We start from the raw sequence: 13925 nt of genomic DNA, 5'->3' as shown, positions 1-13925 counted from the left end.
GGAAGTGGGCCAGAAGAGAAAGTAAGGAAGGGCCCGGAACCAGGCCCTTGATCGCTTAGCGAATAATGTTCAGTGTTACGTCAATATTGTTACGTGTGGCATTTGAGTAAGGACACACGATGTGCGCGGCGTCAACCAGCTTCTGTGCTTCTGCTTCATCCATGTCAGGCAAGTGGATATTCAGCGTCGCTTCGATACCAAAACCATTTGGGATTGGACCAATTCCGACTTCACCTTCAATCCATGCATCTTTTGGCATCGCAATCTTGTCGCGGCCAGCAACAAATTTCATCGCACCCAGGAAGCAAGCTGAGTATCCCGCTGCAAAAAGCTGCTCTGGGTTAGTGACTTCGCCACCTGCGCCGCCCATCTCTTTTGGCACACCCAGTTTGACATCCAGCACGCCGTCAGAAGACGTTGCGCGGCCATCACGACCACCGGTAGCTTTAGCTTTTGCACGGTAAACCACTTGTTCTAAAGACATCGCTTTTCTCCATTGCACTATTTAATCGCTCGCTACTCATCACAACGTAGTCGAACAGTGAAGGTTAATTTACTGCCTGTACTCATTAGAAAATTTAGCGCGGAGCCATCAGTTTGTCACGTAACTGGTTGAGCTGTAGCTTAAGCGCATACATCTCGTCCTCGCTACAGTCTGACGCACACTGAATGTCATCAGGAATACTTTCAGCCTGCTGACGTAAAGCCCACCCGGCATCCGTTAAGCTGACCACCACCTGACGTTCATCCTGACGGGAACGCTGACGGTTGATTAAGCCCGCATTTTCCAGACGTTTCAACAGCGGCGTCAGCGTCGCTGAATCCAGAAAAAGCCGTTCGCCTATTTCTGACACCGTGAGTGAATCCTGTTGCCACAGCACCAGCATGACCAGATATTGCGGATAGGTAATATCCATCTGGCTAAGTAACTTGCGATAGACTTTATGCATCGCCAGATTGGCGGAATAAAGTGCGAAGCAAAGTTGCTGATCGAGCAACAGTGGCGCTGCTTTCACTTTTTTGTCATCTTGATAACTGTTCATGGAAGTAATATAGATAGCACACTAGTTAATTGCAAGCAATTTATGACAGCCGGGGGTAGTGCATGCAGGATTCTTTGGAAGAACAGGCACGACGCTATGCCACGCAGGTCCATGCTGAATCAGGACAGCGGCGTAAATATACGGATGAGCCCTATATTGTTCATCCGACAGCCGTGGTGGAGTTGGTCAGAAGCGTAACCGATGACCCGGTTATGCTGGCCGCTGCCTGGCTGCACGATACTGTAGAAGATACGGCGACGACACTCAACGATATTGAAAATCATTTCGGCCCGGAAGTGGCCCGACTGGTTGAAATGCTGACCGATACCGCCCCCACGCAGGCAAAAAATCGGGCAGCCAGAAAAATGGCGCATTTCCGTCATACTGCCCAGGCCAGTCCTGAAGCGCAAACTATTAAGCTGGCCGATATTATTGATAACACACGGGCCATCGTCCGCTTCGATCCGCACTTCGCCCGCGTTTACCTGATTGAAAAGAAAATTCAGATTGGCCTGCTCAAAGAAGGCAGTGAAATACTCTGGCATCAGGCCTCGACAAATATTGAAAAGGGCATTGCACAGCTAAGTCAGGCACCGTACAGCGTGCCCGAGAACTGGTTTATAAAGCAGGCAGCGCGGTACGGCGGGTTACGTTGACGCTGACTGAGTATCTTTCTCACAGCAGGTAAACGCCAGCCATAGTCGAATCTGAACGCAGCGCTGGCTGTTCCGGTTCCCGAAATGCGTCACCGGGCCTGTCGTCCGAATCCCTGTGCTGCGAGTACGCCGCTGTTTTTTCCTGATGGCAGACGCCGTGGAAACGTAACGGTGTAATAATAACGACGACAGGGCCAGCAATAGGCTTTTGAAACAGATCCAAATCCAGGTTAAATCAGTAATAATTTACCTTTAACGAGCACACTTTTATTACTGTGATAATAATCACGATAGCCTACAAAAACGATGGACTTATAAAGATAATAGAATAGGGTAATATGATGTTTAATGAGAGTTGAAACATTATGATTATCTTAAACAATCCTGCCCTGTTATCTAAATGGTTTAACCTTGACAATATTATCGTCAATCATCGCCCTTAATCCTTTCCTTTTACCGTTCTGAGCACTCGCTGGCTTATACCTCCGGTGTCGCGGGTGCACGCACGCGCATCCTGATTTCATTAAGACTGCATAAATAGTGTCGTCCTGTTGCATCGCTTTTCTCGCTCTTTTTACAGGCTACGTACCCTGCCGTCTCAGCGAAATTCATGGACATTTAAATTTAAAAGAATGGCCACGCCTGATTTTTATTTATTTGCAAAAGTCACGGCACCGGCATGCCTGAATAAAAGGAAGAGCAATGAATAACTTTAAACATTTACCGGAACCTTTTCGCATTCGTGTTATTGAACCCGTTAAACGGACGACCCGCGAATATCGCGAGGCGGCGATAATAAAAGCGGGTATGAATCCTTTTTTACTGGACAGTGAAGACGTTTTTATTGATCTCCTCACGGACAGCGGCACCGGCGCAGTGACACAAAACATGCAGGCAGCCATGATGCGGGGCGACGAATCATACAGTGGAAGCCGCAGTTACTATGCATTAGCCGATGCCGTGAAAGCCATCTTTGGGTATGAATATACCATTCCGACTCATCAGGGCCGGGGTGCAGAGCAAATTTATATCCCGGTATTAATTAAAAAACGTGAAAAGGAAAAAGGCCTCGACAGAACCAAAATGGTGGCTTTTTCTAACTACTTCTTCGACACCACGCAAGGACATAGCCAGATTAACGGCTGCACTGTCCGAAACGTTTATATCAAAGAGGCTTTCGATACCGCAGTACGTCATGATTTTAAAGGCAATTTCGACCTGCAACGTCTGGAAGACGGTATAAAGGAAGTGGGTGCCCGTCACGTGCCTTACATTGTGGCGACGATCACCTGCAACTCGGCTGGAGGACAACCTGTCTCCCTGTCCAACTTAAAAGCCATGTACCAAATCGCAAAGCAATATGACATTCCTGTGGTCATGGATTCAGCCCGTTTCGCTGAAAATGCCTACTTTATCCAGCAACGTGAAAAAGAGTACCAGGGCTGGACAATCGACGCGATTACCCGGGAAAGCTATCAATATGCCGACATGCTGGCGATGTCGGCCAAAAAAGATGCTATGGTGCCAATGGGCGGCTTGCTCTCCTTCAAGGACGACCGCGTCTTTGACGTCTATACAGATTGCCGAACACTGTGCGTCGTGCAGGAAGGTTTTCCCACCTATGGCGGCTTAGAAGGCGGTGCGATGGAACGGCTGTCAGTAGGGCTTTACGACGGGATGCGTCAGGACTGGCTGGCCTATCGCATCAGCCAGATTCAGTACCTGGTAGACGGGCTGGAATCCACAGGTGTGACCTGTCAGCAGGCTGGAGGGCACGCTGCTTTTGTCGACGCCGGTAAATTATTGCCTCATATTCCCGCCGATCAGTTTCCGGCTCAGGCCCTGGCCTGTGAGCTGTATAAGGTGGCAGGCATTCGGGCGGTAGAGATTGGATCATTTTTGTTAGGTCGCGATCCGAAAACGGGTAAACAGTTGCCCTGCCCGGCTGAATTGCTGCGTCTGACCCTTCCCAGGGCCACCTACACGCAAACGCACATGGATTTCATCATTGAAGCATTCGGACATGTGAAAGAGAATGCGGCCAACATAAAAGGCTTAACCTTCATCTATGAGCCTGAGGTATTGCGCCACTTCACTGCAAAACTTAAAGAGATTTAACTGTCATACCTGTAAAGTGAGCGGCTGTCAGCGACAGCCGCTCTGCCGCATCGCTCTGTTAACCTCACAACAATAAAAATGATAAACATGAGATACCGTATTGAGAGGACACCATGGACGATCATCCACATCAAAAACATTCCGCCTTTTGGGGCGTGATGGTTATTGCCGGCACGGTCATCGGTGGCGGCATGTTTGCACTGCCCGTCGATCTGGCCGGCGCCTGGTTTTTCTGGGGCACTTTTATCCTGGTGATCGCCTGGTTTTCCATGCTGCATTCCGGTCTGTTATTGCTGGAGGCCAATTTAAATTACCCACCAGGCTCAAGCTTTAATACATTAACCAAAGATCTGCTGGGTCAAAAATGGAATGTAGTTAGCGGCATTACCGTTGCGTTTGTGCTGTATATTCTGACGTACGCCTATATCTCAGCCAATGGTGCGATTATCAGCGAAACGCTGTCCGCTCACACGGGCCTGACTTTGCCTGCCCGCGTCGTCGGCATCGGCACCGCGGCAGGTGTTGCTGGCGTGCTGTGGATAAGCTCACTGGCAACAAGCCGGATTACATCCCTCTTTCTCGGCGTTAAAATCCTCGCCTTTATCATTGTTTTCGGTTCATTATTTTTTGACGTTGACTATGCCATTCTCAGCGATGCCAGCAGCCTCAGTGACACGCATTCTTACTTCGCCTGTATCTTTATGGCTATCCCTGTCTGCCTTGCTTCATTTGGTTTTCATGGCAATATTCCCAGCCTGATAATTTGTTATGGCAAGCAGAAAGACAAGCTGGTGAAAAGCCTGGTTCTGGGCTCCTTACTGGCGCTGTTTGTCTATCTTTTCTGGTTGTATTGCACTATGGGCAATATCCCGCGCGAAAGTTTTAAAGGCATTATTGCGTCGGGGGGCAATGTTGACGCCCTGGTGAAGTCGTTTATGGGCACCCATCCCGACAGAGTTATTGCCTTTTTCCTGCTGGTTTTTTCTAATCTTGCCGTTGCCAGCTCTTTTTTTGGCGTCACGTTGGGGTTATTCGATTATCTGGCGGACTTGTTTAACATAGAAAATACCGCCGTTGGGCGAGGCAAAACGGTGCTGCTCACCTTTCTTCCCCCCAGCCTTTTGTACCTGATCTTTCCAAATGGCTTTCTCTATGGCATTGGCGGCGCAGGCTTATGCGCAACAGTGTGGGCCGTCATCGTGCCTGCCCTACTGGCAATGCAGTCCCGGAGACGCTTTCCCGACCAAATTTTTACCGTGTGGGGTGGCAGAATCATTCCCGCCATGGTCATCATTTTTGGTGTCGTTGTGATTGTCTGCTGGGTAGGTAACGTACTGGACGTGTTACCGAAGCTTGCCTGATAAGACACAGGCAGGAAATACGGATGGCGTTGTGTACTGGAGGCTAAACAGCCGGCCACCCTTGTGACCGGCCTCACCTGTAAACGGGTGGGTTTTAAAACTTAATCAAGCAACTGACGTCCAAGATACGGATTGGCGTGAAGTAATTTCATCAATTTCTGTGCCGTTGCTGAAGGGCGCGTACGCTGTGCTTCCCAACTTTTAACCGAAGAAACGCTAACACCCATGATTTTTGCAAACTCATCGACCTGCATTCCCGCCATTTCGCGCAGACGTTGCGGCTCTGGCATTGCAGGTTGACGCTGAGTTTGCAGCGCAACAGGGCTGTTATCACGTGTCAAAACAATCTGCTCAAGGCTGCTGAGCAATTCAAACATAGGATCTTTTAACTCCATAGAGAACTCCTTAAAACTCACTATGAATCACGTGAAAGAAGGTACACGAACCTGAAATCAGGTTCAGAAACCGGACTAAGCAAGCTGCATCCCATAAGAGATTGTATTTATGATGAAAATCTTATGGGACACAGCCTGTACTGCACCGCTGCTTAAACATGACAACGCAATGCAACATATGCCGGGAGACTAAGTATGGATAGAGACCTGACAATTTGCAGTGCAAATTAAACATTTTTTTTAACTTTACAATTCTGAAAAAAGGCTAAAAACCCTAACCGTTTGATGCAATTGATTTTGTTGATACGGCATCCACTTCGCGTTCCGATCTTTTTTTCTTCACCCTCTTCGGTGAATAAATCATCAGAACCCTGCACGCGCTTACAACAAAAGAATTTGCAAAATATGCGCCAGATCTTTTGATTTTCTACAACAAAACGGTCAGTACCAGCAATTTATCAAGCTACGCACTGGTGATGCCGTGGCTGTCGTGCCGCCAGCGCCCAAAGACATAACGGTTATCAGGCGATCACCAGTACGATTAATCCTGCTCTGTCATCTGGACAGGCCCTTCCCATAGCGAGCCAGAGCAACGGGTTGCACTACTTTAAGGCAACTGAACAATGAGAGGGCATTTACAGGATAGTTGTTAATACAGCCTGCACCCGGTACGGGATGCTCAGGCAGTGAGCGCGGTTCCGGGCAGGCTTAACAAAGGGCGTCTGAACAGGCCCCGCTCAGGGTTTATTCTTACTGCCTTTACAGCACGAGCCGCCCCTTATCGGGTATGGAAAAAAGCCTTTTCACTGCTCTTTAACAGGCTTTGTAAACGGATGAGGCCCTGATTTTACGTTTAACCTCTTTTTTCTTACCCATAATGGCCTGACAGCGCGCTTTCACATTGTGTGGCCATTAACGTTTGTTCTATTCTTTAGGCCACTGCTTACCCGGACATCAGCCAGTTTTACTGACAGGAGTTGAACCCATGGCTTCAGGAATTTCCCGCGTCCTGGCACGCAGCGGCATTATGCTGGCTGGCGTGCTTATCGTTCTGCAACTCACCGCGTGTGGTGATAAAGAAGGCGAACAACGCAAAGCGTTTATCGATTTCATGCAAAATACCGTTATGCGTAGCGGTGAACATCTGCCGAGTCTGAGTGAAAACCAGAAACAGAGTTTTGGTCCCTTTGCTGGGGATTACGCGATTTTGTATGGTTTCTCACAACAGGTGAATAAGACGGTCGATCAGGGCATGCGCCCGGTCGTGGATGAGCTTTCTGCTATTCGCGTGCCGCAGGACTACCTGAGTCGCCGGGATTCTCTGGCTCAGGCCACCAGCGCCCTGACCGTCGCCACCCAACAACTCGAAAGCGCCAAAATGCAGGCGGATAAGAGCAAAGCCGGTCTGAAACAGTCTGACGATCTGAAAAAGGTTTTCGATACCGCCTATGACAAGGTCGTCACTCAGCCTGCCGCTCAGTTGATCCCATTGTTACCTAAACTCCAGGCGCTTAGTCAGGATGCGGTTAAAACTGGTGAACTTCTTCAGGCACAGGGGACACGCGTCAGTTTTAATAATGGCGGAGTCCAGTTCCCTACTCAGGAACAGGCTACCCAGTACAACAGCCTGATGACCAGTTTATCAGCGAATGTCCAGGCACTGACTCAGGCCAAGAATGCCGTTCAGGCCACAGGACAATAAATTTCACACGGACAGATTAGCGACTGTCCACCTCATAATCACTTCACCACGCGCTTGCGCTTCATAAAAACGGGCCAGATCAAAATGTGATCTGGCCCGTTTTTTATTAAATTAAGTTGTGACTTTAATCACACTTCACAAACAAAGCAGCATGATAAGAGTGTGATCAATATCACTTAAAGTAAAAAGAAACGGTCAAAAATTGGTCATAACTTTCCCGTATGACCCTTATTTTGTGATCTAAATCACTTAAAACGCCCCTGTCACCCCGTCACAAATGTGACCTGCATCACTCATGAGGTCACCCACTACGCAGGCCAATATTCGCGTGATAAAGTCCGCCTGCATACAGTAATACTGACGGCGCATCGCCGTAGTGGCTAAACAAAAACAAACGCGCGCTCCTGTTGCAGCGCGTCTCAACAAGGGGGGGGCTTATGTCCTCATCAGTAAAGGTCAAAGTTCAAAGCTTTGGTCGCTTTTTGAGTAATATGGTGATGCCTAACATCGGCGCGTTTATCGCCTGGGGTATTATCACCGCGCTGTTTATTCCAACGGGCTGGATTCCAAACGCAACACTGGCGAAACTTGTCGCCCCGATGATCACTTACCTGCTGCCATTGCTAATTGGCTTTACAGGTGGACGTCTGGTGGGAGGCGATCGCGGCGGTGTGGTGGGTGCCATCACGACAATGGGCGTGATTGTCGGTGCTGATATGCCGATGTTCCTCGGCTCGATGATCGCAGGCCCGCTTGGTGGCTGGGCAATCAAGTCATTTGACCGCATGGTTGACGGCAAAATCAAAAGCGGCTTCGAAATGCTGGTTAACAACTTCTCTGCCGGGATCATCGGCATGTTGTTGGCGTTGCTGGCCTTCCTGGCGATTGGTCCCCTTGTCGAAGGTTTGTCACATATCCTGTCCGCTGGCGTCAATTTGATGGTGCAAAATAACCTGCTGCCATTGACGTCTGTCTTTGTCGAACCGGCGAAAATCCTGTTTCTTAATAATGCTATCAACCACGGCATCTTCTCACCGTTGGGGATTCAACAGGCAAGCGAAGCCGGTAAGTCAATCTTCTTCCTGATTGAAGCCAACCCAGGCCCGGGTATGGGCGTACTGATGGCCTATATGTTCTTTGGTCGTGGTAGTGCGAAGCAGTCTGCCGGCGGTGCGGCTATCATCCACTTCCTGGGCGGTATTCACGAAATCTACTTCCCTTATGTCCTGATGGCACCACGCCTGCTGCTGGCCGTGATCCTCGGCGGTATGACCGGCGTGTTTACTCTGACGGTTCTGCATGGCGGCCTGGTTTCTCCTGCCTCACCGGGTTCTATTCTGGCAGTATTAGCCATGACGCCAAAAGGCGCTTATTTTGCGAATATTGCCGCAGTCTTCGCTGCTTTTGCTGTTTCCTTCGTGGTCTCTGCTATTTTGCTCAAAACCAGCAAAGTGAAAGAAGACGATGATATCGAAGCGGCTACGCAGCGCATGCATGACATGAAAGCCGAGTCAAAAGGGCAGGCGGTGTCAGGTGCCGCGGTTGCCAGCGATGCGATGAGCGTTGACCTGAACCATGTGCGTAAAATCATCGTGGCTTGTGATGCCGGCATGGGGTCAAGCGCTATGGGGGCAGGCGTACTGCGTAAGAAAGTTCAGGATGCAGGCTTAACGCATGTGTCGGTAACCAACAGCGCCATTAACGCGCTGCCCGGTGATGTTGACTTAGTCATTACGCATCGCGATTTGACCGAACGCGCCATTCGTCAGGCTCCTCATGCCCAACACATTTCACTGAATAACTTTCTGGACAGTGCTCTGTACAGCACGCTGACCCAACGCCTGGCGGCGGCAAACCGGAGTGAAGCGAACCGGGAAGTCGTACAGAAAACATTGGGTGACAGCTATGATGACGGCAGTGCCAACCTGTTTAAACTGGGCGCGAGCAACGTGTTCCTGGGACTGAATGCCAGTAATAAAGAGCAGGCCATCCGCTTTGCGGGTGAGCAGTTGGTGAAAGGGGGTTATGTTCAGCCCGAGTACGTTGATGCGATGCTGGAGCGGGAAAAGCTGACGCCGACATACCTTGGCGAATCGATCGCGGTCCCGCACGGCACGGTTGAGGCTAAAGACCGGGTGCTGAAAACCGGTGTGGTTTTCTGCCAGTACCCTGCTGGCGTGCAGTTTGGTGATGAACCCGATGAGGTGGCGCGCCTGGTCATTGGTATCGCCGCCCGCAATAACGAGCATATTCAGGTGATCACCAGCCTGACCAACGCACTTGACGATGAGCAGGTCATTGAAAAACTGGCTCATACCAACAGCGTTCAAGATGTGCTGGATCTGTTATCAGGCAAGCCAGCGTTAGCCTGATTCGGTCCGACATTTTCCCTGGGGCGGTTATGCCCGTCCCACTTTATTGGGGCGGACATGCCCGCCCCGTTGTCATTTGATATGGGTCAAAATTATGAAAGCGTTACATTTTGGAGCGGGTAATATTGGTCGCGGTTTTATTGGTAAACTGCTGGCAGACGCAGGCATTGAGCTGGTTTTTGCAGATGTGAATCAGACGGTACTGGATGCCTTGAATGCACGTCATGAATATCCTGTGCATGTCGTCGGTGAACAGGCCAACGTCGACATCGTTACAGGTGTCAGCGCCGTTAACAGTACCAGCGACGATATTATCCCTCTGATCGCTGAAGTTGATCTCGTTACCACTGCGGTTGGCCCGCAAATCCTGGAACGCATCGCCACCAGCGTCGCCAAAGGTCTGGCCAAACGCAGTGATAACGGCAATGTCCAGCCGCTAAATATCATCGCCTGTGAAAATATGGTTCGCGGTACCAGTCAGCTCAAACAGCATGTGCTGCAGGCACTACCGTCCCAGTATCATGCCTGGCTTGAGGCGCATGTTGGTTTTGTCGATTCTGCGGTTGATCGTATTGTACCGCCTTCTGAAGCCGGCAGTGAGGATCCGCTGGAAGTCACCGTGGAAACCTTCAGCGAATGGATTGTGGATAAGACCCAGTTTAAGGGCGATCTGCCCACCATTCCGGGCATGGAACTGACTGACAACCTGATGGCCTTTGTTGAGCGTAAGCTTTTTACACTCAACACCGGCCACGCGATTACGGCCTACCTGGGACAACGGGCTGGCCACCAGACCATCCGCGATGCCATTCTCGATGAGGATATTCGCGCCGTCGTTCAGGGTGCCATGGAAGAGAGTGGCGCGGTGCTCATCAAACGTTATGGGTTCGACGCCGATAAACATGCTGCCTATATCCAGAAAATCCTGGGCCGCTTTGAAAATCCTTACTTAAAAGATGATGTTGAACGCGTAGGCCGGCAGCCACTTCGTAAGTTAAGTGCGGGCGATCGCCTGATTAAACCAACGCTGGGCACACTGGAATACGGATTGCCGCATGCCAATTTGGTGAAAGGGATTGCGGCCGCCATGCACTACCACAGCGACCAGGATCCGCAGGCGCAAGAGCTGGCTGCACTGCTGGCGGAAAAAGGGCCACAGGCAACCCTGGCTCAGGTATCTGGCCTGGAGGCTGACAGTGAGATTGTAAAAGAAGCCGTTAGCGCCTGGCACGCCATGGCATAATAACGCCATGTTAGCAATCCAGATCGGGGGCGATGACGTCGCCTCCGACAGCAGTACGACATTGACGCAGGCCATAATGGAAGAAAAGCAGGCTTTTGAAAATCGTGTGCTTGAACGTCTGAACGCGGGGCGATCGGTGCGGAGCTTTCTGTTCGCCGCAGTTGAACTGCTGGCCGAAGCCGTTAATGTGCTGGTGTTACAAGTATTCCGTAAAGATGACTACGCCGTGAAATACGCCGTGGAGCCCCTGTTGCTGGGCGACGGCCCGCTCGGCGAGCTGTCGGTCAGGCTTAAGCTGATTTATGGCCTTGGGGTGATTAGTCGTCATGAATATGAAGATTGTGAGCTGCTGCTGGCCCTGCGCGAAGAGCTGAATCACGACGCGGGCGATTATCGTTTTACCGATGATGAAATCCTGGGTCCTTTCGGTGAATTGCATTGCGTCTCAGCCTGGCCGCCGGTTCCCACCTTACAGGCAGACGATCCCGCCTTACAGGCGATGCAGCAGCAACGCTACCTGCAAATGGTGCGCTCCACGATGGTCCTGTCTCTGACAGAACTCATTTCCCGTATCAGCCTGAAACAGGCGTTTAAGAAGGCATCCAGCTAAATCCTGCGGGGAGCCTGAACCGCTCCCTCTTTCACCCTTCTCCCGAGAATCTGTCGTGAATTTGGTGTATCCTTAGCCTGTTTTCCTCAACGAGTTGTTGTCATGAAAGAGCAAGAAAAGAACGAAATTAAACGCCTCAGCGATCAACTGGACGCGCTGAACCGTAAAGAGCCTCAGCTACTGGAAGCGGGTGATGCTGAAAAGCTGGGCGCGCTTTTAAAAGAGAAAGAAACGCTGGTGACGGAAATTGAACGTCTGCGCAATCAGCGCGACGCCAAATTGAGCCAGGAAGCGCAAAAACTGCAGAAACTGCCGTTCAGCCGCGAAATTACCAAAAAAGAACAGGCCAATCTGGGTGCCTTAAAGAAAAGTGTACGCGGCCTGGTTGTCGTGCACCCTATGACCGCGCTGGGACGAGAAATGAACCTGCAGGTCATGACAGGCTTTGCCAAAAGCGCCTTTTGATGTGTGCGATCAGGCAGCTGCCTGATCCACCGCATGCTGGCCAGTAGCCGTGTTCACCTGCTCTGCCAGCGTATCCAGCAGCGTATAACGACGGCGGTATTCGGCCCGCTTCTTGCTGGCAATGTCCTCAAGCGTTTTTCGTGGCAACATCAGCGGCAGTGCAAACATGCCGTCAGCGCGGGCCTGACCATTCAGCGTCAGCCAGAATTCACTGTAGCTGGCACAGAATTTATCGCTTTTACTGTGGCGATAACGCAGACTACGAAAAACATGCGTTTCATCGCCCACTGCGGCTATTTTTTTGACATCACACTGCTGGGACAAAATAAAGACCACCTCCATAAGCAAGCGCTTAGGAAATAAACCATGTGCCGCTTTCGTTGCGTCGCGAATCACCTCATTACTAATGGTTTTTCGCGGTCCCTGTAATCCTCCAATCACTAAGGTGCGTTCATTATCTTCATTCAAAATCGTGAATGACAGAGAGGCAATTCCCTCGCCCTGATAACGCAGCACTAAGGTGACTTCACCCTCACGATCGTAAAAGCCAGAACGGCAGGCAATAACAAAGTCTTCGTCGTTTTTACCCACAAGTCTGGCCAGAACAGTCTCTTCACCACTTTGCAAAATCTGGCGAAGCGATAAATTCGCCAGGTTGTTCATCAGATTATAGTGATCAAGAATCGCCTGCGCCCGTTGCGCGACGCTCATTCCCGCACGCAGATAGGGGCGATGAAGCTTCGCGGGTAACAGCCCCTGTACATGCATTAACTGGGATATTCTCGGCAATGTAGAAAGTTGCTGCAAATAACGCAAAGTCGTAACAGGTGCAATAAGGGTTCTTAAAGCAAATTTAAGCCGGAATCGCCGGCTCCGCCAGATTTTGTTGGGGACGTACTTTCCGCTAAGTAATTGAAAAAATAAACTGGCGTATGAATCCGCCATCACATCGTGTGTAGTATAAATAGACATAGCCGACATTCTTATTGGTCTGATAATGACACTGATGATAAAACGACCGGCATCAACGGCAGGTTAATGACTCAAATTGTTAAAAATTTAGCGGGGTAAACTGACGCTTCGTTTAATTTTCGTTTAGGCCCTTAAGCCCGACTGCATGTGTGCAGGTAGTTTGAAGGTAATAAAATGCCAGAGCAGGCACCATTGAGAAGTTGCAGGGTGGAAGAACAGCATCCTGCGGGCGTAAAAAAACCGGCAGAGCCACTCTGCCGGTTGAAAGTACGTGTGGCGCTTAGCGCTTACTTAGCGGATGCGAAGCGCGCTGCCGCCTCGTCCCAGTTAACCACGTTCCAGAAAGCTTTGATGTAATCCGGACGTTTGTTTTGATACTTCAGGTAGTAGGCGTGTTCCCACACATCCAGACCGATGATAGGGTAACCCGATACGCCAGCGATCGCTTCGCCCATCAGAGGGTTGTCCTGGTTAGCGGTTGAAACCACGGCCAGTTTGTCACCTTTCTTAACCAGCCAAGCCCAACCGGAGCCGAAACGGGTCGCTGCCGCTTTTTCAAACTCTTCCTGGAATTTTTCTACGCTGCCGAAATCTTTTTCAATCGCAGCTTTCAGCTCGCCCTGCAGCGTGGTGCCGGTTTTCAGGCCTTTCCAGAACAGGCTGTGGTTAGCGTGACCACCCGCGTTATTGCGCAGCGGGCCTTTTTTATCTGCTGGCAGCTGATCCAGTTTGGTGATCAGTTCATCGACAGGCAGATCGGCAAATTCAGTCCCTTCCAGCGCCGCATTGGCGTTGTTGACATAAGTCTGGTGGTGTTTGGTGTGATGGATTTCCATCGTCTGCTTGTCAAAATGCGGTTCCAGTGCGTCGTAAGCGTAAGGCAGGGATGGCAGTGAATAACTCATGTTCTTCCTCTCCATTTAGTGTTTGAGCAGCACGACAATGTCGGCACGTGCCGCGTAAGCAGTCGTATCATTATAGTTAAATT

Annotated in this window: 14 protein-coding genes; 9 read left to right on the top strand and 5 right to left on the bottom strand. The window is 50.4% G+C overall.

The window, feature by feature from the left end; translation table 11 throughout:
• Positions 1 to 55: 55 nt before the first annotated feature.
• Together RAC90_RS14885 and RAC90_RS14880 are read right to left on the bottom strand one after the other, a co-directional pair.
• The gene (locus RAC90_RS14885) at positions 56 to 484 is read right to left on the bottom strand and encodes an organic hydroperoxide resistance protein (RefSeq protein ID WP_006121405.1); all 429 of its coding nucleotides are present in this window, start codon (positions 482 to 484) and stop codon (positions 56 to 58) included.
• Between the two features lie 94 nt (positions 485 to 578).
• Positions 579 to 1043 carry a MarR family winged helix-turn-helix transcriptional regulator gene (locus tag RAC90_RS14880; RefSeq protein WP_033737315.1) on the bottom strand — a complete coding sequence of 155 codons (465 nt, stop codon included), beginning with the start codon at positions 1041 to 1043 and terminating at the stop codon, positions 579 to 581.
• Positions 1044 to 1105: 62 nt separating this feature from the next.
• Between RAC90_RS14880 and RAC90_RS14875 the strand changes: the two genes are divergently transcribed.
• The 4 genes from RAC90_RS14875 (at position 1106) to tnaB (ending at position 5178) form a co-directional block, all read left to right on the top strand.
• Complete coding sequence (locus RAC90_RS14875) at positions 1106 to 1699, top strand: HD domain-containing protein (RefSeq protein ID WP_054688580.1); 594 nt, start codon at positions 1106 to 1108, stop codon at positions 1697 to 1699.
• Positions 1700 to 2064: 365 nt separating this feature from the next.
• The gene (gene tnaC, locus RAC90_RS14870) at positions 2065 to 2142 is read left to right on the top strand and encodes a tryptophanase leader peptide (protein ID WP_071988795.1); all 78 of its coding nucleotides are present in this window, start codon (positions 2065 to 2067) and stop codon (positions 2140 to 2142) included.
• Between the two features lie 259 nt (positions 2143 to 2401).
• Entirely contained in the window at positions 2402 to 3817 is a 1416-nt protein-coding gene (gene tnaA / locus RAC90_RS14865; RefSeq protein ID WP_054634738.1) for a tryptophanase, read from the top strand.
• Positions 3818 to 3930: 113 nt separating this feature from the next.
• Positions 3931 to 5178 carry a low affinity tryptophan permease TnaB gene (gene tnaB, locus RAC90_RS14860; protein ID WP_006121401.1) on the top strand — a complete coding sequence of 416 codons (1248 nt, stop codon included), beginning with the start codon at positions 3931 to 3933 and terminating at the stop codon, positions 5176 to 5178.
• 101 nt (positions 5179 to 5279) lie between these two features.
• On the opposite strand, the gene RAC90_RS14855 is transcribed toward tnaB, so the two are convergent.
• Positions 5280 to 5573, bottom strand: coding sequence for an HTH-type transcriptional regulator (locus RAC90_RS14855; RefSeq protein WP_006121400.1), 294 nt, complete (start codon positions 5571 to 5573; stop codon positions 5280 to 5282).
• 985 nt (positions 5574 to 6558) lie between these two features.
• Here RAC90_RS14855 and RAC90_RS14850 point away from each other — a divergent pair.
• The 5 genes from RAC90_RS14850 (at position 6559) to RAC90_RS14830 (ending at position 11965) form a co-directional block, all read left to right on the top strand.
• Complete coding sequence (locus RAC90_RS14850; RefSeq protein ID WP_054688582.1) at positions 6559 to 7275, top strand: DUF3053 domain-containing protein; 717 nt, start codon at positions 6559 to 6561, stop codon at positions 7273 to 7275.
• A gap of 437 nt (positions 7276 to 7712) precedes the next feature.
• A complete protein-coding gene (locus RAC90_RS14845; protein ID WP_054634740.1) occupies positions 7713 to 9647 on the top strand; it encodes a PTS mannitol transporter subunit IICBA in 1935 nt (644 codons plus the stop codon).
• 94 nt (positions 9648 to 9741) lie between these two features.
• Positions 9742 to 10890 carry a mannitol-1-phosphate 5-dehydrogenase gene (gene mtlD, locus RAC90_RS14840; RefSeq protein WP_054634741.1) on the top strand — a complete coding sequence of 383 codons (1149 nt, stop codon included), beginning with the start codon at positions 9742 to 9744 and terminating at the stop codon, positions 10888 to 10890.
• A 7-nt stretch (positions 10891 to 10897) separates the two neighbouring features.
• A complete protein-coding gene (locus RAC90_RS14835; RefSeq protein ID WP_172677666.1) occupies positions 10898 to 11500 on the top strand; it encodes an MltR family transcriptional regulator in 603 nt (200 codons plus the stop codon).
• A 102-nt stretch (positions 11501 to 11602) separates the two neighbouring features.
• Positions 11603 to 11965: a YibL family ribosome-associated protein gene (locus RAC90_RS14830; RefSeq protein WP_006121395.1), complete on the top strand. Its 363-nt coding sequence runs from the start codon at positions 11603 to 11605 to the stop codon at positions 11963 to 11965.
• A gap of 9 nt (positions 11966 to 11974) precedes the next feature.
• On the opposite strand, the gene RAC90_RS14825 is transcribed toward RAC90_RS14830, so the two are convergent.
• Together RAC90_RS14825 and sodA are read right to left on the bottom strand one after the other, a co-directional pair.
• On the bottom strand, positions 11975 to 12937 hold the full coding sequence (locus RAC90_RS14825) for a VirK/YbjX family protein (RefSeq protein WP_375124506.1): 963 nt from the start codon (positions 12935 to 12937) through the stop codon (positions 11975 to 11977).
• Positions 12938 to 13224: 287 nt separating this feature from the next.
• Positions 13225 to 13842 carry a superoxide dismutase [Mn] gene (sodA, locus tag RAC90_RS14820; protein ID WP_006121393.1) on the bottom strand — a complete coding sequence of 206 codons (618 nt, stop codon included), beginning with the start codon at positions 13840 to 13842 and terminating at the stop codon, positions 13225 to 13227.
• Positions 13843 to 13925 lie beyond the last annotated feature (83 nt).

It is taken from the genome of Pantoea sp. CS_6 (genome assembly GCF_041954745.1).
Classification (GTDB): domain Bacteria; phylum Pseudomonadota; class Gammaproteobacteria; order Enterobacterales; family Enterobacteriaceae; genus Pantoea; species Pantoea stewartii.
Note: the sequence above shows the minus strand (reverse complement) of the source record. Positions and strands in the feature narration are given on the sequence as shown.

What these genes read in the sequence shown, in the direction of transcription:
- RAC90_RS14885 (WP_006121405.1), bottom strand. Translation starts at nt 484, where the DNA reads ATGTCTTTAGAACAAGTGGTTTACCGTGCAAAAGCTAAAGCTACCGGT.
- RAC90_RS14880 (WP_033737315.1), bottom strand. Translation starts at nt 1,043, where the DNA reads ATGAACAGTTATCAAGATGACAAAAAAGTGAAAGCAGCGCCACTGTTG.
- RAC90_RS14875 (WP_054688580.1), top strand. Translation starts at nt 1,106, where the DNA reads ATGCAGGATTCTTTGGAAGAACAGGCACGACGCTATGCCACGCAGGTC.
- tnaC (WP_071988795.1), top strand. Translation starts at nt 2,065, where the DNA reads ATGATTATCTTAAACAATCCTGCCCTGTTATCTAAATGGTTTAACCTT.
- tnaA (WP_054634738.1), top strand. Translation starts at nt 2,402, where the DNA reads ATGAATAACTTTAAACATTTACCGGAACCTTTTCGCATTCGTGTTATT.
- tnaB (WP_006121401.1), top strand. Translation starts at nt 3,931, where the DNA reads ATGGACGATCATCCACATCAAAAACATTCCGCCTTTTGGGGCGTGATG.
- RAC90_RS14855 (WP_006121400.1), bottom strand. Translation starts at nt 5,573, where the DNA reads ATGGAGTTAAAAGATCCTATGTTTGAATTGCTCAGCAGCCTTGAGCAG.
- RAC90_RS14850 (WP_054688582.1), top strand. Translation starts at nt 6,559, where the DNA reads ATGGCTTCAGGAATTTCCCGCGTCCTGGCACGCAGCGGCATTATGCTG.
- RAC90_RS14845 (WP_054634740.1), top strand. Translation starts at nt 7,713, where the DNA reads ATGTCCTCATCAGTAAAGGTCAAAGTTCAAAGCTTTGGTCGCTTTTTG.
- mtlD (WP_054634741.1), top strand. Translation starts at nt 9,742, where the DNA reads ATGAAAGCGTTACATTTTGGAGCGGGTAATATTGGTCGCGGTTTTATT.
- RAC90_RS14835 (WP_172677666.1), top strand. Translation starts at nt 10,898, where the DNA reads ATGTTAGCAATCCAGATCGGGGGCGATGACGTCGCCTCCGACAGCAGT.
- RAC90_RS14830 (WP_006121395.1), top strand. Translation starts at nt 11,603, where the DNA reads ATGAAAGAGCAAGAAAAGAACGAAATTAAACGCCTCAGCGATCAACTG.
- RAC90_RS14825 (WP_375124506.1), bottom strand. Translation starts at nt 12,937, where the DNA reads ATGTCTATTTATACTACACACGATGTGATGGCGGATTCATACGCCAGT.
- sodA (WP_006121393.1), bottom strand. Translation starts at nt 13,842, where the DNA reads ATGAGTTATTCACTGCCATCCCTGCCTTACGCTTACGACGCACTGGAA.